This window comes from Foliimonas ilicis (assembly GCF_039939195.1).
Classification (GTDB): Bacteria; Pseudomonadota; Alphaproteobacteria; order Rhizobiales; family Rhizobiaceae; genus Foliimonas; species Foliimonas ilicis.
This window is the reverse complement of sequence record NZ_JBDUUH010000004.1, coordinates 398,616-420,818: the sequence shown is the minus strand read 5'-3', so window position 1 is coordinate 420,818 and position 22,203 is coordinate 398,616. Positions and strand designations below refer to the sequence as shown.

At 59.3% G+C, this 22,203-nt stretch carries 16 protein-coding genes; 7 read left to right on the top strand and 9 right to left on the bottom strand.

Annotated elements, in window-relative coordinates; genetic code table 11:
* Window positions 1-72: 72 nt before the first annotated feature.
* Together ABFT80_RS12310 and araD1 are read right to left on the bottom strand one after the other, a co-directional pair.
* Entirely contained in the window at window positions 73-846 is a 774-nt protein-coding gene (locus ABFT80_RS12310; protein WP_347972196.1) for an SDR family NAD(P)-dependent oxidoreductase, read from the bottom strand.
* 1 nt (window position 847) lies between these two features.
* Window positions 848-1,834, bottom strand: a complete 987-nt coding sequence (gene araD1, locus ABFT80_RS12305) for an AraD1 family protein (protein WP_455189922.1) — start codon at window positions 1,832-1,834, stop codon at window positions 848-850.
* Window positions 1,835-2,020: 186 nt separating this feature from the next.
* Between araD1 and ABFT80_RS12300 the strand changes: the two genes are divergently transcribed.
* From ABFT80_RS12300 to ABFT80_RS12270, 7 genes are all read left to right on the top strand, one after another.
* The gene (locus tag ABFT80_RS12300) at window positions 2,021-2,785 is read left to right on the top strand and encodes a DeoR/GlpR family DNA-binding transcription regulator (RefSeq protein WP_347972195.1); all 765 of its coding nucleotides are present in this window, start codon (window positions 2,021-2,023) and stop codon (window positions 2,783-2,785) included.
* Window positions 2,786-2,880: 95 nt separating this feature from the next.
* Window positions 2,881-6,210: a transglutaminase family protein gene (locus tag ABFT80_RS12295; RefSeq protein ID WP_347972194.1), complete on the top strand. Its 3,330-nt coding sequence runs from the start codon at window positions 2,881-2,883 to the stop codon at window positions 6,208-6,210.
* A gap of 2 nt (window positions 6,211-6,212) precedes the next feature.
* Window positions 6,213-8,624, top strand: coding sequence for a circularly permuted type 2 ATP-grasp protein (locus ABFT80_RS12290; protein ID WP_347972193.1), 2,412 nt, complete (start codon window positions 6,213-6,215; stop codon window positions 8,622-8,624).
* Entirely contained in the window at window positions 8,624-9,502 is an 879-nt protein-coding gene (locus ABFT80_RS12285; protein WP_347972192.1) for a transglutaminase family protein, read from the top strand. Before ABFT80_RS12290 ends, ABFT80_RS12285 begins: the two co-directional genes overlap by 1 nt.
* Window positions 9,503-9,794: 292 nt before the next feature.
* Window positions 9,795-11,636 (top strand): dihydroxy-acid dehydratase, encoded by a 1,842-nt coding sequence (ilvD, locus tag ABFT80_RS12280; RefSeq protein WP_347972191.1) that lies wholly within the window; start codon window positions 9,795-9,797, stop codon window positions 11,634-11,636.
* A 175-nt stretch (window positions 11,637-11,811) separates the two neighbouring features.
* Window positions 11,812-13,026 (top strand): MFS transporter, encoded by a 1,215-nt coding sequence (locus ABFT80_RS12275; protein WP_347972190.1) that lies wholly within the window; start codon window positions 11,812-11,814, stop codon window positions 13,024-13,026.
* Window positions 13,026-13,619, top strand: a complete 594-nt coding sequence (locus ABFT80_RS12270; RefSeq protein WP_347972189.1) for a class I SAM-dependent methyltransferase — start codon at window positions 13,026-13,028, stop codon at window positions 13,617-13,619. Before ABFT80_RS12275 ends, ABFT80_RS12270 begins: the two co-directional genes overlap by 1 nt.
* A 303-nt stretch (window positions 13,620-13,922) precedes the next feature.
* Here the strand turns inward: ABFT80_RS12270 and secD are convergent, their stop codons facing one another.
* The 7 genes from secD to ABFT80_RS12235 form a co-directional block, all read right to left on the bottom strand.
* Complete coding sequence (secD, locus tag ABFT80_RS12265) at window positions 13,923-16,451, bottom strand: protein translocase subunit SecD (protein WP_347972188.1); 2,529 nt, start codon at window positions 16,449-16,451, stop codon at window positions 13,923-13,925.
* An 89-nt stretch (window positions 16,452-16,540) separates the two neighbouring features.
* The gene (locus ABFT80_RS12260) at window positions 16,541-16,954 is read right to left on the bottom strand and encodes a hypothetical protein (protein WP_347972187.1); all 414 of its coding nucleotides are present in this window, start codon (window positions 16,952-16,954) and stop codon (window positions 16,541-16,543) included.
* A 131-nt stretch (window positions 16,955-17,085) separates the two neighbouring features.
* On the bottom strand, window positions 17,086-18,261 hold the full coding sequence (locus ABFT80_RS12255; RefSeq protein WP_347972186.1) for a serine hydrolase domain-containing protein: 1,176 nt from the start codon (window positions 18,259-18,261) through the stop codon (window positions 17,086-17,088).
* A 54-nt stretch (window positions 18,262-18,315) separates the two neighbouring features.
* Window positions 18,316-19,350, bottom strand: a complete 1,035-nt coding sequence (locus ABFT80_RS12250; RefSeq protein ID WP_347972185.1) for an ABC transporter substrate-binding protein — start codon at window positions 19,348-19,350, stop codon at window positions 18,316-18,318.
* Window positions 19,351-19,367: 17 nt separating this feature from the next.
* Window positions 19,368-20,168 (bottom strand): ABC transporter permease, encoded by an 801-nt coding sequence (locus tag ABFT80_RS12245; protein ID WP_347972184.1) that lies wholly within the window; start codon window positions 20,166-20,168, stop codon window positions 19,368-19,370.
* A complete protein-coding gene (locus ABFT80_RS12240) occupies window positions 20,161-21,081 on the bottom strand; it encodes an ABC transporter permease (protein WP_347972183.1) in 921 nt (306 codons plus the stop codon). Before ABFT80_RS12240 ends, ABFT80_RS12245 begins: the two co-directional genes overlap by 8 nt.
* 3 nt (window positions 21,082-21,084) lie before the next feature.
* A complete protein-coding gene (locus ABFT80_RS12235; protein WP_347972182.1) occupies window positions 21,085-22,185 on the bottom strand; it encodes an ABC transporter ATP-binding protein in 1,101 nt (366 codons plus the stop codon).
* Between the last annotated feature and the right edge of the window lie 18 nt (window positions 22,186-22,203).

The following is a 22,203-nucleotide window of genomic DNA, read 5'->3' as shown; positions in this document are numbered from 1 at the left end:
CCTTGAGGGGGAGATGCCCGGCAGGGCAGAGGGGGGTGCTGCCACCAGCATTTCTATCTAAAAACGAAGCGCCTAAACCCAGCCGCCATCGACGATGAAATTTTGCGCCGAGCACATTTTGGCGTCGTCCGAACCCAAAAATAGGGCCATGCGGGCAATGTCTTCGGGCAGCACACGACCGGCCATGCACTGGTTCTTGTCGATCTGCTCGTTTGCCGCGTCGTCGACCCACAATTCGAGCTGACGGCTGGTCATGACCCATCCCGGCACCAGCGTATTGACGCGGATGCCGTGCTTGCCGAGATCACGCGCGAAGGAGCGCGTCATGCCGTGCACGGCGGCTTTCGATGCCGCATAGCTCGGATAGCCGCCATTTGCCATCATCCAGCCGACCGAACCGAAATTGACGATCGCGCCTTTTCCGGCAGCGATCATGCCGGGCGCGACGGCCTGGATGGCGAAGAAGGTATGGCGCAGATTGACCGCGATGCGGCTGTCGAAATACTCCGGCGTCACTTCGCGCCAGTCATGGCGCGTGTCGTTCGCCGCATTGTTCAGAAGAACCTGAACAGGCCCGTTTTCCGCTTCGAGCGAAGAGATGGCAGCGCGGTAGGCGTCCGTATCGGTAATGTCGCAGCGGCGAAACGAAACAGTCGCGCCGTCCGCATTGAGTTCTTCGGTCAGCGCTTCGCCTTCCTTTTCCGCAAGATCGACAAAGCCGACCTTAGCGCCTTCCGCCGCATAGGCGCGCACGATTGCCTCGCCAACGCCGGTTGCGCCGCCGGAAACGAAAACCGATACGTCCTGCAGGCCGGGATAGCGCGCGAACTGAAATTCTGCGGCCATATCAAAGTGCCTTCACGGTGACGGGCTGTTCGGATTCGAGTGCAAGCGGATTGTGCAGCGGCAGGCCGAAATCCGGCGCTTCGATTTCGAAAACGTCGCCTTCCTGCGTCTCGATGCCATCGGCAAAGGAAAGCGTTGCTGTGCCGAACATATGGACATGAACATCGCCCGGCTGGCGGAAGACCGAATATTTGAAATGATGATGTTCGAGATTCGAAATGTGGTGAGACATATTCGTTTCGCCCGAAAGGAACGGCTTTTCCCACAAAGTCTTGCCGTTGCGGACGATGCGCGAGGTGCCGCGAATGTCTTCGGGCAGGGCGCCGACCAGCAGTTCCGGGCCATAGGATGCGTTACGCAGCTTGGAATGCGCGAGATAAAGATAGTTCACGCGCTCCGTCACATGGTCGGAAAACTCGTTCGACAGCGCGAACCCGATGCGGAATGGTGTGCCATCGTCACCGATGACATAAATGCCTGCGATTTCAGGCTCTTCTCCGCCATCCTTGGCGAATGAAGGCGAGAGAAGCGGCGCGCCGGGCGCGACAGCCATCGCGCCATTGCCCTTGTAGAACCATTCCGGCTGAACGCCGGTCTCGCCCTTGGCAGGCTTGCCGCCCTCGATGCCCATGCGGAACATCTTCATGGAATCGGTAAGTGCGGCCTCGTCGTCGAGCTTCTTGTGCATGGCATCGCGCGTTGAGGCCGAGCCGAGATGGGTGAGGCCGGTTCCGGTCAGGTGCAGATGCGCCGGATCGGGATGATCCACGGGCGCGTGAACGCGGCCCTCGGCGTAGGCAGTTGCAATGTCGACCGTGTCGCCAAGCCCGGCCTGTTCAACGATCTGGCGAAGGCCGGTTTTCTTCGCGATTGCCGCTTTGGCGAGTTCCAGAACCGACTTCGCGCCTTTGACGAGCCTGAAACCATCGCCTTCGCGCATCGCCACGCCGCGCACACCATTGCTATCGCTGAACTGAACGAGATTCACTATCCGCCTCCCGGAATTGTCATTTTTGAGCGAGCCGAAGCGCGCATTATAAAGTCATACTATATTTCTATATGAAGGCCAGAACCGTTTCAATATTCAAAGTTCGCACGGCTAACGATGGCCCCCAGCTTTCTATTGTTTTCGCTTTCGACTACATTCGCGCAAAACGAAAGTGGGGGGAAATAATTGTACCTGTCATCACGGCATTCCGAAATTATAGCGCTGGCCAAGGAGCAGGGCCGGGTGCTTGTCGATGATCTGGCGCAGCATTTCAACGTTACGCCGCAGACGATCCGCAAGGATTTGAACGATCTTTGCGAAGAGCGTCTTCTGACCCGAATCCATGGCGGTGCGCTGTTTCCCTCCGGCATCGAGAATATGGAATATGAGGCGCGCAAGAGCCTCGCAGCCGACGAAAAGGACGCGATAGGTCGCGCCGCAGCGCGGCTGATCCCCGACAATGCCTCGCTCTTCATCAATATCGGCACAACGACAGAGGCAGTCGGCAAGGCGCTGCTCGACCACAACGGGCTGATGGTCATCACCAACAACATCAACGTCGCCAACAAGATGCGCGTCTATCCTTCGATGGAAGTGGTGATTGCCGGTGGCGTCGTGCGCGGCTCGGATGGCGGCATCGTCGGCGAAGCGGCGGTCGATTTTATCCGCCAGTTCAAGGTGGATTATGCCGTGATTGGCGCGTCGGCTATCGACCATGACGGCGCGCTGCTCGACTTCGATTTCCGCGAAGTGAAGGTTGCACAGGCCATTATCGCCAATGCGCGGCACGTCATTCTGGTGTCGGATTCGACAAAGTTCGAACGCACCGCGCCGGTGCGCATCGGCCATCTCTCGCAGGTCCACACATTCATCACAGATCGCTGCGACATCGACCCGATCAGGAACATTTGCGACGATTCAGGCGTCGAACTGGTCGAGACGTCACGCTGACTTTGAGAATATTTTTGCACTGCAACAATCATTGTTGGAGAATTGGCGTGGTTTGTGGAAGGGTATGGCGGTGTCCGCGCACCCGATAGGATCTCATGGCCATCCTTGCTGCCGTCTACCACCTGACCCATTACAAATATGACCGCCCGGTAACGCTCGGGCCGCAAGTGATAAGGCTGCAGCCCGCGCCGCATTCGCGAACCAAGGTGCTCAGCCATTCGCTGAAGGTGCAGCCGTCCAATCATTTCGTGAATGTCCAACAGGACCCTTACGGCAATTTCCTCGCACGGTTTGTGTTTCCCGAACCGGTGACGGAATTGAAGATCGAAGTCGATCTCGTTGCCGACATGACGGTCTACAATCCATTCGATTTTTTCGTCGAGCCGGAGGCAAGCGCGTTTCCGTTCGACTATCCGCAGGACATTCGCGACGACCTCGAAATCTATTTGAAGCCGGAGCCGGCCGGCCCGCTGCTTTCCTCGTTTCTTGGAACGATCGACCGTTCCGCGCCGAATACGGTCAATTTCGTGGTCGATCTCAATGCGGGGCTCCAACGTGAGATCGGCTATATCGTGCGCATGGAAACCGGCGTTCAATCGCCAGAGGAAACTCTGTCTCTCGCCAAGGGTTCATGCCGCGATACGAGCTGGCTGCTGGTGCAAATCCTGCGCAATCTCGGCCTCGCGGCGCGTTTCGTTTCCGGCTATCTGATCCAGCTCAAGCCAGATCTGGTTGCCATCGATGGCCCGGCTGGGACGACGCAGGATTTCACGGACCTTCACGCCTGGTGCGAGGTCTATCTGCCGGGGGCGGGCTGGATCGGTCTTGATCCGACATCGGGTCTTCTGACTGGCGAAAGCCATGTGCCTCTGGCCGCGACGCCGCATTTCAGAAACGCGGCACCCATCAGCGGCATGGCGAGCTTTGCCAATGTCGAGTTCGGTTTCGACATGCGGGTAGACCGCATCGCCGAGCATCCGCGCATCACCAAGCCGTTTTCCGACGAAAGCTGGCAGGCGCTCGACGCGCTGGGCGAAAAGGTCGATGCCGTTTTGCAGGCCGAGGATGTGCGGCTCACAATGGGCGGCGAGCCGACCTTCGTTTCCATCGACGATTTTGAAGCCCCGGAATGGAACACCGCCGCCGTTGGCCCGACAAAACGCGAGAAGGCGGATGCGCTGATCCGGCGCCTGCGCGAGCGTTTTGCGCCGGGCGGCTTCCTGCATTACGGGCAGGGCAAATGGTATCCGGGCGAATCCCTGCCGCGTTGGACATTTTCGCTCTACTGGCGTGCCGATGGCGAGCCGGTCTGGGTCGACCCCGGCCTGATCGCGCCGGAAAACAGCGAAGGCAAGCTCACTCCGAAGGATGCCGAAACGCTGCTTTCGGCGGTGGCATCCGAACTCGGCATCGCGCCCGAAATGGTCAGCGAAGCCTATGAGGACCCCGCCGAATGGCTCATCAAGGAAGGCAATCTGCCGGACAATGTCGATCCGTCGAATTCAAAACTTGAAGACCCGGAAGAGCGCAGCCGCATGGCGCGTGTCTTCGAACGCGGCCTGACAGAACCGACCGGCTATGTACTGCCGGTGCAGCGCTGGAATGCGCAGGCGAGCGGTCCGCGCTGGCGTTCCGAACACTGGACAACGCGGCGCGGAAAACTGTTCCTCGTTCCGGGCGATTCGCCTGTCGGCTACCGCCTGCCGCTCGGCTCGCTTCCGCATGTACCGCCTTCGCAATATCCCTATGTCGTGCCGGTCGATCCATCCGTGCCACGCGGAGATTTGCCGCCGCGTGTTGAGACTACACCGGAAGCCGCGCGCGAGCAGATCACGGCCTCTTTTACCGCAGCGACCGGGGCTCAGGAGCGGGTCGAGCAAGAGCTTGGCGAGATTGACGGCGCGGTGCGCACCGCGATTTCCGTCGAGCCGCGCGAGGGGCGGCTTTGCGTTTTCATGCCGCCGGTCGAAGCGCTTGAAGACTATCTGGATTTGATCGCCGCTGCCGAAAATGCGGCCAAGGCGACCGGGCTCCCGGTTCATATCGAGGGCTACGGCCCGCCGCATGATCCGCGCCTGAACGTCATCCGCGTCGCGCCCGATCCGGGCGTCATCGAGGTCAATATTCATCCGGCCTCGAATTGGCGCGACTGCGTGGCGACGACCGAAGCTATTTACGAAGAAGCGCGGCAGACCCGGCTTGGTGCTGATAAATTCATGATCGATGGCCGCCATACCGGCACCGGCGGCGGCAACCATGTCGTGGTCGGTGGCGCTACGCCGAACGACAGCCCGTTTCTGCGCCGTCCCGATCTTTTGAAAAGCCTTGTCCTGCACTGGCAGCGGCATCCCGCACTTTCTTACCTGTTTTCCGGCCTGTTCATCGGACCGACCAGCCAGGCTCCGCGCTTCGATGAGGCGCGGCACGACAGCCTGTACGAACTCGAAATCGCGATGGCGCAGGTTCCGCATCCGAGCAGCGGAAACGCACCGCTGCCTTGGCTGGTGGACCGGCTTTTCCGAAATCTGCTCGTCGATGTGACGGGCAATACGCATCGCTCCGAGATTTGCATCGACAAGCTGTTTTCGCCGGATGGTCCGACTGGACGTCTGGGTCTGGTCGAGTTTCGCGGTTTCGAAATGCCGCCCAATGCGCGGATGAACCTTGCGCAGCAATTGCTGGTGCGCGCGCTTATCGCCCGGCTCTGGAAAAACCCGCTGGACGGACGTTTCGTGCGCTGGGGCACCAGCCTGCATGATCGTTTCATGCTGCCGCACCATGTCTGGACGGATTTTCTCTACGTTTTGGACGATTTGAAGCAAAACGGCTTTGATTTCCGCCCGGAATGGTTCGATGCGCAGCTCGAATTCCGTTTTCCATTCTGCGGCGAGGTCGAATATGCCGGCGTGAAGCTGGAGCTTCGGCAGGCGCTGGAGCCATGGCATGTGATGGGCGAGCAGGGCGCAATCGGCGGCACTGTGCGCTTTGTGGATTCATCCGTGGAGCGGCTTCAGGTGAAGACGACCGGGCTCAATCCCGAGCGCCATTCGATTTCCGTCAATGGCCGCATCGTGCCGATGCAGCAGACGGGAAATCGCGAGATTGCCGTTGCAGGCGTCCGTTACAAGGCGTGGCAGCCATCGGCGGGCATGCACCCCGCGCTTCCCGTCAACACGCCGCTCGTTTTCGATATTTACGATCGCTGGTCGGGCCGCTCGGTCGGCGGCTGCGTTTATCACGTCGCGCATCCGGCAGGGCGCAATTACGAGACGTTTCCTGTGAATGCGAACGAAGCGGAAGCGCGACGACTTGCGCGTTTCGAGCCGCGGGGGCATACGCCGGGCAGCTTTGAACTTCGCGCGGAAGAGCCTGCCGACGAGTTTCCGATGACACTCGATCTCAGGCGGCCGCCCAGATATAGTTGAACATGACAACGATCGAGCAAAAGAAGAAACGCAGCGCGGCACCGGTCAGTGATCTGATTTCCGGCTACCGCTCCATTTCCGGCGTCGCCGATGAAATGGTCGATTCTTCCGGTGGCATTCGCCCTGCCTGGCAGCATTTCGCATCGGCCATCGAACGGCTGGGGCCTGACGAATTGTCGGCGCGTTTCGGTCGTGCCGACCAATATCTGCGCGATGCAGGCGTTTATTACCGCGTTTATGATCGGCCCGGCACGAATGAGCGCGAATGGCCGCTGGCGCATATTCCGCTGCTGATCGAGGATGTCGAATGGGATGCAATCAGCGCTGGGCTGGTGCAGCGCGCCGATCTTTTCGAGCAGATCGTTTCCGACATTTACGGCAGTAATGATCTCGTCGCGCGCGGTCTGCTGCCGCCGGGACTTATCGCGTCCAGCCCCGAATATCTGCGCCCGCTGGCCGGACAGAAACCGGCAAGCGGGCATTTCCTGCATTTTTGTGCGTTCGAGCTTGGTCGTGGGCCAGATGGTCGCTGGTGGGTTCTGGGCGACAGGATGCAGGCGCCTTCGGGCGCAGGCTTCGCGCTGGAAAATCGCGTCGCGACGACGCGTGCGCTGTCCGACATTTATGGCGAAATGCATGTGCACCGGCTGGCCGGTTTCTTTCGCCGGTTCCGAGATGCGCTTGCAGGAATGACGGACGATCCGGCAAGCCGTGCGGCGATCCTCACGCCCGGTCCGCTCAACGAAACCTATTTCGAGCATGCCTATATCGCGCGCTATCTCGGCGTCATGCTGCTTGAAGGCGAGGATCTGACGGTTACCGAGGGCCGCCTGATGGTGCGCACTGTTTCGGGCCTGAAACCGATCAGCGTGCTCTGGCGGCGCATGGATGCGTCCTTCACCGATCCGCTCGAACTGAACGGCGCATCGCGCATCGGAACGCCCGGCATGGTCGAGGCCGTGCGCAACGGGTCAGTTTCGATGGTCAACGCGCTCGGCTCTGGTGTCATGGAAACGCGTGCGTTTCTGGCGTTTCTGCCCGCGATTTCGCGTGTTTTGACCGGAAACGACCTGCTTTTGCCGAATATCGCGACGTGGTGGTGCGGGCAGGAGAATGCGCGCCGGCATGTTGAGGAAAATTTCGATCGCATGATGATCGGGCCTGCGCAATCGACGCGGCTGCCTTTTGAGGATGACGGCGCAACGATTGTCGGCGCATCGCTGAACGGTGCTGACCGGGACGCGCTGCTGGACCGTATCGCCAGCGAGGGTCACACGCTGGTCGGGCAGGAAGCTGTTCGGCTCTCCACAACGCCGGTGCATGTCGATGGAAAGCTGGAGCCGCGCCCCGCGATCCTGCGGGTCTATCTCGCGCGTACGCCTGAGGGCTGGACGGTCATGCCCGGCGGTTTTGCGCGTGTCGGTCTGACGCTCGATACGGCGGCAATCACCATGCAGCGCGGCGGGCAGGCAGCGGACGTCTGGGTTGTTTCCAAGGCGCGTGTAGAGCGCGAAACGCTGCTGCCGGATGAGCAGGAGGCATTCGCCCGCTCGCGTCCTGGCACGCTGCCGAGCCGGGCCGCCGAAAACCTCACATGGCTTGGCCGCTACATCGAGCGCTCGGAAGATACGGTTCGCATTTTGCGCGCGTATCATGCGCGGCTGGCCGAAACCTCCGATCCCGATCTGCCCTTGCTGGCGGATATGCGCGACTATCTCGAACCGCTCGGCATAGAGGCGGATTCCGCAATTCCCGCAGGGTTGATCGCGCATCTGGATAGTGCGGTCTACAGTGCTGGCCAAGTGCGCGACCGCTTTTCGCCGGATGGCTGGCTGGCGCTGCGCGACCTTTCGAAAACCGTGCATCAATTTGCGGAAACAATCGCGCCGGGTGACGATGCCGTGCGCGCAATGACGATTATCCTTCGCAAGCTTGCAGGGTTTTCGGGTTTGCTGCACGAAAACATGTATCGTTTCGCCGGTTGGCGCTTTCTGGAAATCGGCCGCCGCTTGGAGCGTGCGATACAAATCGCGCGTACGCTTTCGCGTCTGACCGCTCCAGGTGCACCAGATGGCGCGCTCGACATGATGCTGGAGATTGGCGACAGCGTGCTGACCCATCGCCGCCAGTACACGGTCCGTTCCGGTCAGCAATCGGTGATCGATCTTCTGGCGCTGGATCCGCTCAACCCGCGTTCGATCATCTTTCAGCTCGACCGTTTAAAAAACGAGATCGAAAACCTGCCCGACCCGACCAATGACGGTTATTTGTCAGCCGTTGCGAAGGATGTGCTTTTGCTCCACACGAAGTTGGCGATCCGCGAGCCTGCGGATATGACGCCTGAGCTTTTGAGCTCGCTGGCAATCGATATTGCGTCGCTCTACGAAAATCTTTCCAAGAGCTATTTCGGTTGATGCAGTACGATATCAGGTTGAACCTGCATTACGATTATGAGGGATGGGCTGGCGGAAGCCGTCATCAGGTCCGCGTCCTGCCTGCCAATTTGACGGGTGCGCAACGCGTCATCGCGTCGTCGCTGTCATTCTCGCCGAACCCTGCAGAGCGATCCGACTTCGCCGATTTCTTTTCGAACAGCGTCACGGCAATCTCCTTTCGCGAGGTGCATGAGACGCTGGATGTGAAGATGAGTTCGCGCATTCTTGTTTCACGGCCCGAACCGGGCCTCGACGTATCGCCCGATCTTTCGCGGTTGAGCGGGGAGGTTGCAGGTGCACTCTCGCTGACGGCCGAATCGCCGCATCACTTTCTGGCGCCAAGCGATCAGGTCGAGCTGTCGAAAGACATCACGGCCTATGCGGCAAAAAGCACTGTGGCGCGCTCGGTCACGGCAATTGCCAACGATCTGTGCATGCGCATCCACTCCGACTTCAAATACGACGGCGAGGCGACGGATGTACATACGCGCGCAAGTGAGGCATTCGAACTCAAGAGTGGCGTCTGTCAGGATTTCAGCCATGTAATGATCGCTGGCCTGCGCGGGCTTGGCATTCCGGCGGGCTATGTCAGCGGCTTTTTGCGCACAATTCCGCCGGCAGGCAAGGAAAGACTTGAGGGGGCGGATGCCATGCACGCCTGGGTCAAAGTCTGGTGTGGGCGCGAAATGGGCTGGCAGGAATTCGACCCGACCAACGCCATGCGCGTCGGCAACGACCACATTACGGTGGGGTATGGCCGCGATTATTCCGACGTCGCGCCCATTGTCGGCGTTCTGAAAACCACTGGCGGACAGACCGGAGAGCAGTCTGTCGACGTCATTCCGGTCGATAAATAGTCCTTTCTTAGAAAAACGAACACGTTCAGCCAGAAAACAGCAAAGTTTCGGGCCAGAGGGTGACGAACGGATTTCTTTTCGCTATAAACCGTAACCGCGGGTACGGTTGAGCCTGAAGACCTCAGATTCGAACGTTTCCTGCGACGTGAACCGCTGATCAGGCGGCAGGCGCCATGTTCTTATCGCGTGATCCCGGCGAAAGTCCTATATTCAGGGTCGAGCAGAATTTACCCAATGATGATGCCTGAAAGGCCTCGCGCTTTTCGGCAGTAAGCGTCCTAGGAAAAAGCAGATGCCAGTCTATCGCTCCCGTACCACCACCCATGGCCGCAACATGGCCGGCGCACGCGGTCTTTGGCGCGCAACGGGCATGAAGGATGGCGATTTCGGCAAGCCGATTATTGCGGTGGTGAATTCCTTCACGCAGTTCGTGCCGGGCCACGTCCACCTGAAGGACCTCGGCCAACTGGTTGCGCGCGAGATCGAAGCCAATGGCGGTGTCGCCAAGGAATTCAACACGATTGCCGTCGATGACGGCATCGCGATGGGCCATGACGGCATGCTTTACTCGTTGCCTTCGCGCGAAATCATCGCTGACAGCGTGGAATATATGGTCAACGCGCATTGCGCGGACGCGATGGTCTGCATTTCCAATTGCGACAAGATCACGCCCGGCATGCTGATGGCATCCCTGCGCCTCAACATTCCGACGATCTTCGTTTCCGGCGGGCCGATGGAAGCCGGCAAGGTCGTGCTTTCCGACGGCAAGATCCACTCGCTCGATCTGGTCGATGCGATGGTTGCTGCCGCAGACGACACAATGTCCGACGAAGACGTTCAGACCATCGAGCGCTCGGCTTGCCCGACCTGCGGTTCGTGCTCCGGCATGTTCACCGCAAATTCGATGAACTGCCTGACCGAAGCGCTTGGCCTGTCGCTTCCCGGCAATGGCTCGACGCTTGCAACACATTCGGATCGCGAAAAGCTGTTCCTCGAGGCGGGCCGCCGGATCGTCGGTCTGGCAAAGCGCTATTACGAAGGCGACGACGAGACTGCATTGCCGCGCACCATCGCCTCGAAAGGCGCGTTCGAGAATGCCATGACGCTCGACATCGCGATGGGCGGTTCGACCAACACGGTTCTGCACATTCTCGCTGCCGCGCATGAAGGCGAAGTCGATTTCACGATGGACGACATCGACCGCCTGTCGCGCAAGGTTCCGTGCCTTTCCAAGGTCGCACCGGCCAAGGCCGACGTGCACATGGAAGACGTGCACCGGGCAGGCGGCATCATGGCGATCCTCGGTGAGTTGAACCGCGCCGGTCTGCTCAATGCGGATCTGCCGACCGTGCATGAGAAGACGCTTGGCGATGCGCTGTCGAAATGGGATATCGCCGTCACCGACAATCCGGCAGCGCTCGAACTTTTCAGCGCAGCTCCCGGCGGCGTGCCGACGCAGGTCGCGTTCAGCCAGAGCGCGCGCTGGAAGGAACTGGATATCGACCGCCAAAACGGCGTCATCCGCGATGCGCAGCATCCCTTCTCGAAGGATGGCGGACTTGCGGTTCTCAAAGGCAATATCGCGATCAATGGCTGCATCGTGAAGACGGCAGGCGTCGATGAATCGATCCTGAAATTCTCAGGCCCGGCACGCGTTTTCGAAAGCCAGGATTCGTCCGTCAAGGCGATCCTGTCCAACGAGGTCAAGGCTGGCGATGTCGTCGTCATCCGCTACGAAGGCCCGAAGGGCGGACCGGGCATGCAGGAAATGCTCTATCCGACCAGCTATCTGAAGTCGAAGGGCCTCGGTAAAGCCTGCGCGCTGATCACGGATGGCCGCTTCTCCGGCGGCACGTCGGGTCTGTCCATCGGCCACGTCTCGCCGGAAGCCGCCAATGGCGGGCTTATCGGCATCGTGCGCGAGGGCGACATGATCGACATCGACATTCCAAGCCGCACGATTTCGCTGCGCGTCGACGATGCCGAACTCGCAACCCGCCGCGCCGAGCAGGACGCCAAGGGCTGGAAGCCGACCGAGCAGCGCAAGCGCAAGGTGACGACCGCGCTCAAAGCCTATGCGGCCTTCGCAACCTCTGCCGACCGGGGCGCAGTGCGCGATCTCGGCGAAATCTGATCGGTGTGGCGCGGCATCCTGCGCCACATCTTGCTTTCATCTGCCATAAGGCATTCTGGCCGGGCCAGTTCTATTGCGGGTAGCGATATTCGCCGGCTTGCGCCCGAATGCCGACGCTCGGGTGCAGCCTATGGCGATTGCCGTATGGACTTTATTTGCAGGGTAGGACTTCATCGTGACACAGGCATCGACGACTGCTGGACGGCCACAGGCTGACGCGACGGTTTACGCAATTCTTCTCGCGGTCAGCTTTTGCCACCTTCTGAACGATGTGATGCAGTCGCTTCTGGCCGCGATCTACCCGATGCTGAAGAGCGATTACGGTCTCGATTTCTGGCAGATCGGGCTTTTGACCATGACCTTTCAGGTCACGGCATCGCTTTTGCAGCCGCTTATCGGCATGTATACCGACAAGCGGCCGATGCCCTATTCGCTGCCGGTGGGTATGGGTTCGACGCTCATCGGTCTGCTGATGCTGGCCTTCGCCCACAGCTACATGTTCCTGCTGGTCGGCTCGGCTTTCATCGGTATCGGGTCCGCGATCTTTCATCCCGAATCCTCGCGTGTCGCGCGCATGGCATCGGGCGGACGCTATGGTCTTGCGCAGTCGCTGTTTCAGGTCGGCGGTAATTTCGGCACCGCGCTCGGGCCGTTGCTGGCAGCATTCATCGTCGTGCCGAAGGGACAGGCCAGCGTTGCGTGGTTCTCGCTGGCCGCGTTCACCGGCATGATCGTGCTTACGCGTGTCAGCGCCTGGTACAGCCGCTACCGCAAGGCGACGGCGAACCGTGTGCCGTCGCTGTTTCCGGTCACGTTGCCGCGCAAGAAGATCGTCACCGCACTCGTCGTTCTGGCGCTGCTCGTCTTCACGAAGAACATCTACATGGCCAGCATTTCGAGCTATTACACCTTCTACGTGATCGAGAGATTCAACGTTACGGTTCAGGAAGCGCAAATCCTGCTGTTCATTTTTCTGGGCGCGGCTGCCACCGGCACGCTCGCTGGCGGTCCGATCGGTGACAAATTCGGACCGAAATTCGTGATCTGGTTCTCGATCCTCGGCGCGCTGCCCTTCACGCTGGCTCTGCCCTATGCCGATCTGTTCTGGACGAAGGTGCTGACGGTCATCATCGGCCTCATTCTGTCGTCCGCATTCTCGGCCATCGTCGTGTTCGCACAGGAACTGGTGCCGGGCCGTGTCGGCATGATCGCAGGCATCTTCTTCGGCTTCGCCTTCGGCATGGGCGGCATTGCCGCTGCGGTGCTGGGCGTCGTCGCTGACATGAAGGGCATCGCCTATGTCTACACGATCTGCTCCTACCTGCCGCTGCTAGGCCTTCTGACGATCTTCCTGCCGTCAACCAAGGAGCTGCGGCGCGAGCGCGCCTGATGCAGGGCACGGACGGTTATGGTGAAAATGCAAAGGCGCTGGCCGTGCAATATGAGAGCATCGGGTTTTCCGATGTTCATCGCGATGTGCTGCACCTATTTCCGTCAGAGCCTTCGCGGATTCTTGACATAGGGGCGGGGTCGGGCCGCGATGCTGCGGCTTTAACGGCGCGCGGTCATAAGGTTACGGCCGTCGAACCCACGGCGGCGTTGCGGGCCGAAGGCCAGAGACTTCATGCGTCGGCCTCCATCGAATGGATCGACGACATCCTGCCCGACCTTTCCGTTGTGGGCGGGCGGGTCTTTGACGTGATCATGCTGACGGCAGTCTGGATGCATCTGGACGAGGCGGAGCGTCGAACCGCCATGACACATCTTGCGCAAATGCTTGTGCTGGGCGGCATCATTATCATGTCGCTTCGGCATGGGCCGGTCCCGGCAGGCCGCAAGATGTTCGACGTCTCGGCGACAGAGACGATTGCACTTGCGCAGACGCAGAGGCTTTCCTGCATTCATCACAATGAACGGGAAGATATGCTTGGGCGTGACGATGTGAGCTGGAGCTTTCTCGGATTGAAATCCGGCCAAGGCTGATTTTTTTTTAGAGCCCTTCATTTTTATAAAAAAGGTTGGCGGGACAGCACCCCCCTCTGTCCTGCCGGACATCTCCCCCTCAAGGGGGGAGATTGGCTGACACCGCTACCCGCCTTCATTGTTAAACGTTGGCGTTTGATGCCGGCGTTTCATGACGAGATAATCTCCCCCCTTGAGGGGGAGATGCCCGGCAGGGCAGAGGGGGGTGCTTCGTGACTTCATCAAAACGGCAACCGCTCTAACGCCCAAACAAAAAAGGCCCGATCCATGTGGATCGGGCCTTTTTGTTGTTGTACGAGTCGATCAGCTCTTCGCCACCACCGCAGTCGAAGCTTCCGCTCTCTCGGCGCGGTGTCTCCACCAATTGCCGAGGAAGAGCAGGATCGGGGCTGCGATGAAGATGGACGAAGTGGTGGCCACCAGCACGCCGAACACCATCGGTACTGCGAAGTTTTCGACAGCACTACCGCCCCAGATCGCCATCGGCAGGATGGAGGCGAGGATGGCGACGGATGTGTAGACGCATCGTGCGAACACCTGATTGATGCTCATATCGATGACTTCGCGTAGTGGCATCTTCTTGTATAGCCTCAGATTTTCTCGCATTCGGTCATAGACGACGACTTTGTCGTTCACCGAATAAGCGATAATCGTCAACAGCGCCGCGATGGCCGTCAGGTTAAAATCGAGCCCCATTATCGCGAAGAAGCCGATGGCTTTCGTCGTATCGAGCAACAGCGTCACAATTGCACCGACGGCAAAGTTCCACTCAAACCGCCACCAAATATAGAGAAGCATGGCTAGCGAGGCGAGCACGACTGCGAGCACGCCCGATTGCGCGAGCTCGCCGCTGACCTTCGGACCGACCACCTCCGTTCGGTCGATCTTCACGCCTTGATCGAGTTGCTCGACGGCGGTTCTCACCTTCTGAACCGCTGCGGTCTGTTCGGCTTCGCCGCCTTCCTGACGCTGGACGCGGATCAGCACATTGTTGTCCGCGCCGATCGTCTGGAGTGCGACTTCGCCAAGATTGAGCTCTCCGAGCGTACTTCTGAGCTGCGCCAGATCGGGCTCGCCCGATGTGGTGATCTCGACCTGAATGCCGCCCATGAAGTCGATGCCGTAATTCAGACCCGGCTTGAAGAACAGGCCGATGGAGGCGAGCGACAGGAAGATCGAGATGCCGATACCCAGGAAGCGCGCATTCATGAAGCTGATCGACGTCTTTTCCGGGAAGAAGCGGACGAATGGCTCGATGGTGAGTGTCTTCAGCTTCCGGCGGCGAACGACGGCAACCATGATGACCCGAACGATTGCGATAGCGGTGAACATCGAAAGCACGGTGCCGATGATCATGGTGATCGCGAAGCCGCGGACCGGACCCGAGCCGAACATAAAGAGCAGCGCGGTGACGATCAGCGAGGTTACGTTGGCATCGACAATGGTCGAGAAGGCGCGATGGAAGCCCTGATTGAGGGCGGCAAACGCGCTTAGCCCCTTCTTGGATTCTTCGCGTATTCGCTCATTAATGAGAATGTTCGCATCGACGCCAAGGCCGATACCCAGAATGATACCGGCAATGCCGGGTAGGGTCAGGGTTGCGCCGATAAATGTCATGACACCGATGGTCATGAGCAGGTGCAGGAGCAGCGCGAAGTTCGCGATCATGCCCCAGGTGCCGTAGAGCACCACCATGAAGACGACGACGAGCAGGAAGCCCGCGATGCCGGTGTAGATGCCCATCTGGATGATGTCGCCGCCAAGATCGGGACCGACGGTGCGTTCCTCGATGACGGTGAGCGGAGCGGGCAGGGCGCCGGCGCGCAGCAGTGCTGAGAGAACGACGGTGTCTTCAACCGTGAAGCTGCCGCTGATCTGGCCTGAACCGCCGGTGATCGGCTCACGGATGACAGGCGCGCTCAGCACCTTGCCGTCGAGAACGATGGCGAAGGGACGACCGACATTCTGACGGGTGATGTCTGCGAACTGACGTGCGCCGACACTGTCGAACCGGAAGGAAACGATCGGCTCCTGCGTGCGCTGGTCGAAGCCTGCGCGCGCATCGGTCAAACGCTCGCCGCTCAGTGCGACGCGGTCTTCGATCGGATATTGCTGGCCGGTCTTTGCGTCCGGTAGCATGGTGACACCGGCAGGCAACTGGTCGCCGGTGGCATCGTTGGAAACCATGTGGAAGGCCATCTTGGCCGTGCTGCCCAGCAGTTCGCGAAGACGTGTCGGGTCCTGCAGGCCGGGAAGCTGGACCAGCATGCGGTCCGAGCCGACGCGCTGGATGGTAGGTTCGGCAACGCCGACCTGATCGACGCGCTGGCGAACGATTTCAAGGCTCTGCTCAAGCGCCGAGTTCAGGCGATCCGTCAGGCCAGCCTGTGTAAGCGTCAGGCGAATCTGGTTCTGTGTCGTCGCGACTTCGACATCCGGCGAGCCGATACCGAAGCCGGTCGTGGCAACAGGAACGGCAAGCGCGCGCAGAATTTCGAGCGCCTTGGTGCGCTGTGCCTCATCGGCAACTGCAATAACGACCGCGTCGCCGACCACGCGGGCCGACTGGGTCTGGATGCGCTCGTTGCGAAGCGCGCCGCGCGCATCGTCGAGAAGCGAGCGCAGGCGGTCCGATTTCAGGGTTGCCGCATCGACCTCAAGAACGAGGTGCGAGCCGCCCTGAAGGTCGAGACCCAGCGTGATCTGCTGTTTCGGGAACCAGTTAGGCAGGCTTGCAAGCTGCGCTGGCGTAAAAATGTTCGGCAACGCGGCAATAAGGCCCGCCAGAACGATAATCGAATAGGCTGCAATAACCCATCGTGAAGTTCGCATGTCTTTGATCCTGTCGTTGCGTTGCCCCCTTCAAAAGGATCGGCGAACGCGGTCATTTCCGTATGGCCGCTCGTCGGAACGGTTCTAGGCTATGACATTTGCGGCGGCGCGCGCGCTTTGCTGCTTTCGGGTTTCGATGCCGGAAGGCTTTGATCCGGCAAAAGCGTCAGCACCTGGCTGCCTGAAATCAGGAAAGCCAGATCCTGCGCAGGCAGAATGGCCGGCATCGGCCCATTGTCGGGCGAAAACGGCGAGAATTTGAGCTGTCTTACATCGGAAAGCGCGAAAAGACGCTGCGAACCGGTGGGCGTTGAATGCTGTTTTGCCGGGCCGCCATCATGCGAGCCGGTTCCGGCTTCGCCGCGTTGGCCGACAAGCTGGGTCTGCGAAAGCGATTCGGTGGTGAAGGAGAAATGCGCGGCGGCGAGCAGAACCGCAAACCACATCAAGACTACGGACAGAAGTCCGCGGCCCTGCGAGGTTTGTGGGGTCTCAATCGTCATGCCTGTGCATCTTGCTTTCGTTTGACGGCCAAACAGCCGGCCAGCGCGAAAGTCCTCCTACACCATTACGGCGAAACTACAAATATTCGCGTCGCGATCGCGCCGTTTTGGCCGGTATTTCCAGAAGTTTATCAGAAAAGCCGGATGATTTGGGCGAAAAATTGGAGGCAGCCAAGGTCGAGCGCGTCGTCCACGGGTTCGGCCTGCGATGAAAGCTTCACGATGACGGTTTCCGTCGGCGGGTCGATATAGAGCCATTGGCCGTGAATGCCGATACCGCAATAAGCGTGGCTTTCCATGCCGCTCTGGTACCATTGGTTGCGGTAGGAGCCGTTGGGCGCGAGTTTCGCGAAGTCGCCCGCGGTCCAGGCGGCCTTGTCTCCGGCGCTGATCGTATCGCGAACCCAGGGTTCGGGAACAATGCTCTTGCCTCCGGCAAAACCGGCCTGGCGCATCATTTCACCAACCCGCGCAAGATCGCGCCCGGTAACGGAAACGCCGCCTGCGGCACGACCGAAACCTTCGCGGTCGACGGTGATCATGGCGTTGCTTTTTGCGCCGAGCGGTTTCCAGAGGCGCTCTGACAGCAGCTCCGACAAACGAATGCCAGCCGCGCGCTCGACGACGATGCCGAGCATATCAGAATTCGGTGAGCGATAACGGAGCGGCCCGCCATGCGGCAGCGGCCCCTTGGGTATCGAGCACAACATGGCCAGCAGGCCTTCTTCGCCGCCACCGGGGTTCCACAGCATGGCGCGGCGGTAGCGGGCATATGCGCTTTCGGGGTCGAGATAGGTTTCCGCGAAATCGAGGCTGACGCGCATGTCGAGCAGATTGCGGACGGTCGCATCCCCGTAGGCCGAGCCCTCGGCTTCCGGCACGTAGCGGGTAACCGGCGCTTCGGGATCGAGCAGGCCGTCTGCCTCGACGATGCCGGCGAGTATGGCGGTCAGCGATTTGCTGATCGAGAAAATGAGGTGCGGGGAGGCCGGATCGACAGTGCCTGCCGCGTAGTCCGCGACGAATTTTCCGCCTTTCATGACGACCAGCGCGTCTGTCGAGGAACGTTCGAGGAAAGCCGAAACCGTTTCCGGTTTTCCGTCGATCATCAGTTTTTCAGACAACAGGCCCGAAGCATCAGCCATAGGTTCTTCGCTGAGGCCGCCTGTATTCGAAATCACGGCGCTAGGAACAAGCTCGCTGACATTCTGGAACGACCATCGACTGTACGGGTTAAGGCGCCAGTTGCCGAGATTGATGTCACTACGGCGGAAGCCAAATCGTTTTTCGAATACTGTTGATGTCATGATGATCCTTCAAACAGGCGAAGGCCCGGCGTTTTGCGCCGGGCCTTGATCACATTACTTCTGAAGTTCGGTCCAGATGCGGGTGTAGAGCGCCTGCACATCAGGAGGGCAGGTCTTCGACAGGCGGCCGTTCTTCTTGAACTCTTCCGGGACGTTGATTTCCGGTGCGTCCTTCATGTCCGCAGGCATGAATTCCTGCGAGCCTTCGATGCCGTTCGCATAGCGCGAGAAGGCGGAGATAAGCGCCGCATTTTCCGGGTCCATGATGAAGTTCTGGAAGAGCTTGGCGTTTTCCGGGTTCTTGGCGTCTTTCAGGACCACCGTGTTGTCGCTCCAATAGTAGAAGCCTTCGACCGGATAGCCGTAATTGATAGCCGGGTTCTGGAGGCGCTGGCGCAGCGCCGAGCCGTTCCAGTCGCTGCCCGCCGCGAAATCGCCTGCAAGCATCTTCTCGATCGTGCCGTATTCCATCGAAATCCAGTTCGGCTTCGAGGCAACCAGCGTATCGCGCACCTTGCGCAGGATTTCCTTGTCGTCCGTGCACTTTTGGCCACCATGATAGCTGATGGCGGCGTCGATCACGTCGGTCATTTCAGGAACGACGTTGACCTTGCCCTTCAGCTCGTCCGGCGTCTCGAACAGGATTTTCCAGGTGTTGATGTCGCCCTTGTAGACGCTCGTATTCACGACGGTACCGACCGTACCCCACGCCCATGGCACGGAATAATGGCGGCCCTTGTCGAATTCCGGGTCGGCCCATTCCTTGGCTACATGCTTGAAATTTTCCATCTGGTCCGGGCGGGTTTCGAGCAAAAGCCCTTCCTCGATCCAGATCGGCAGATAGTTCTGCGAAGGCATGACGATGTCGAAGCCGTGGCCGCCTTGACGAATCTTGGCGAGTGCCGTGTCGTTTGAATCGTAGTCGGTCAGCGTGACCTTGACCTTGTAGGTGTCTTCGAATTTCTTGATCAGTTCGGGGTTGGTGTAGTTGCCCCAATTGTAGATGTTGAGTGCGCCCTCGGCACTTGCGAGGCCCGTCGAGGCCATCAGCGCAAGCCCGGCAGAGGCTGCCGTCAGTTTCCAGTTCATCGGTCGTCTCCCATTGTTTAATCGCGTTTCCTGCTGATGAAGAAAAACACAGTGACGATGGCGACCGACAAAAGCAGGAATACGGTCGAAATCGCATTCATTTCGGGCGTGATGATACGGCGAAGCTGGCCGAGCATGTAGGTTGGCAGTGTGTCCTGCCCGCCCGATTTAACGAATTCGGTAATGACGACGTCATCCAGCGAGATGACGAAGGCGAGCATCAGCCCGGCGAGAATGCCCGGCCAAAGCAGCGGCAGAGTAACCCGCCGGAAGGCTTTCCACGGCGTTGCGTAAAGATCAGCCGCAGCACGCTCCAAAGTCAGATCCATGCTTTCGAGGCGCGCGCGGATCGGGAGATAGGCAAATGGAATGCAGAACGCCGTATGCGCGATCATCAGATAGCCAAGGCCGGTATAGCCGGTCCAGACTTTCACGCGGGCAAAGAAGATCAAAAGTGCGACCGCCGTGACGATTTCCGGCACCATAAGCGGCTGGTTGATGAAGGCGTACTTGAAGGTGAGGCCGGGATATTCGTTGGTGCGCGTCGTTGCCAGGGCTGCCATCGTGGCCAGTACCGTTGCCGAAACGGCGGCGACCGAGGCGATCTGGATCGAGCGCCATGATGCGTCGATGACCTGCTGGTTGCTCCATGCCTGCACGAACCAGCGGAAGGAAAAGCCCTGCATGGTGGAGATGGATTCGCCCGCATTGAAGGCATAGACGACTAGCAACGCGATCGGCAGATAGAGCGCGATGAAGCAGATCATCGCAATGGCGGTGAAACCCGGAAGACGCTTGATTTCGAACTGCTTAGCCATGACGGATGTCCGATTTTCCAGCGTTTCGGACATAGACGAGCAGCGCGACCATGACGATGACCATGAGCGTCAGCGACAGGGCCGCGCCCAACGGCCAGTTTCGGCCTTGCCCGAACTGCAATTCGATCAGATTTCCGAGCATCAAATTCTTGCCGCCGCCAAGAAGGCGCGGTGTTACGTAAGCGCCAAGCGAAGGGATGAAGACCAGAATAGAACCGGCGATTACGCCCGGTTTCACCAGTGGCAGGATAATGCGCCACAGCACTTTCAGCCGCGTTGCATAGAGGTCGTAGCCTGCCTCGACCAGACGGAAATCGATCTTTTCCATGCTTGCATAAAGCGGCAGCACCATCAGCGGCAAATAGACATAGACCATGCCGACCATGATGGCGAAATCGGTGAAAAGCATCTGTATCGGCTGCTGAATAATGCCGAGATTGAGCAGCGCCGAATTGATGACGCCTTCATTGCGGATGACCTGAAGGATCGCGAAAGTGCGGATCAAAAGGTTCGTCCAGAAGGGAATCGTGATCAGGAACAGCCAGACTTCGCGGGTTCTTTCAGGGCGCGTCGCGATGAAATAAGCGGTCGGAAAGCCGAAAATCAACGTGAAAACCGTGGTGGCGAGGGCCAGTTTCACCGATCTCCAGAAGATCGAGATATGCGCGTCTGCCAGTGAAAGCGTGTCGTCGAAAATATCGCGCTGAAAGAAGACGCTCGCCCAGCCATCCGTCGAGAATTCCCATTTCACGTCGCCGTAAGGGCCGGGCGAGAGAAAAGAATAAACGAGAACGATGAGCAGCGGGCCGGTCGCGGCAAGAAAGATGACGGTGAGGGCTGGCGCGGTGAGCAGCCAGCGATTGCGAATGTCGGCTTTTTCGACCTGCTGGACGACTTCCTGCGCACTCGCCATCGGTCAGTCCTTCAATATCTGCGCAGCATCGCCCGCAGTTACGATGCCGACCCGGTCGTCTTTGGTGAAGCCGCATTCCTCCGTTCGGCTGTTCTGCTGGCGCAATATAAAGATGCTGCCATCGTCCAGCCGCACATGGAAATGCGTGTCGGTGCCGAGATAAACGACCGTTTCGACAATGCCTTGCAGCGTTGCCTTCGCATCGGGCTGCGCAATGCGCGCATGTTCGGGGCGAATGACGATCGTGACCTTGCCCGATGGCGTCGAACCGTCCGGCAGCGATGCCTGAATTTCCGCACCGGAAGACAGTTTTACGGTCGCCCTGTCGCCATTGATGGACAGCACCTCGGCTTCGAGGAAGTTCGTTTCGCCGATGAAGTCAGCAACGAAGCGGTCGGCTGGGCGATCGTAGATTTCCCACGGTGCGCCGATCTGGAGGATTTTGCCGGCGGACATGACCGCGATGCGGTCTGACATGGTCAGCGCTTCTTCTTGATCATGAGTGACAAAAATGAAGGTGATGCCGGTTTCGCTCTGAAGCCGCTTCAACTCGATCTGCATTTCCTTGCGCAGCTTATAGTCGAGCGCCGAAAGAGGCTCATCCAGAAGCAGAACCTTCGGTTGTGGGGCAAGTGCGCGGGCAAGCGCCACGCGCTGCTGCTGACCGCCGGAAATCTGGCTTGTGCGCCGATCCTTCAGCGCTTCCATGCGCACGAGCTTCAGCATTTCGGTGACGCGGGCGGAAACCTCTGCCTTCGGCTTGCCCAGCATTTCGAGGCCGAAGGCAATATTCTGCGCGACCGTCATATGCGGAAACAGGGCGTAATTCTGGAAAACAGTATTTACCGGCCGTTTGAAGGGTGGAAGAGGTGCGATATCGCTGCCGTAAAGCAGGATTTCCCCATCGTTTGGAAAGTCGAATCCGGCAATCAGACGAAGCAGCGTGGTCTTTCCGCAACCCGAAGGCCCGAGAAGCGTGAAAAACTCGTTCTCACGAATTGAAACGAAAACATCGTCGAGAGCCGCGATCTGGGCATCTCCCGTTCCGAAAAGTTTTCTTACCCCACGAACCTCAATCGCATTCTTTCCCGGTAGATCCGGCACGCGAAACCCCATTGTTTG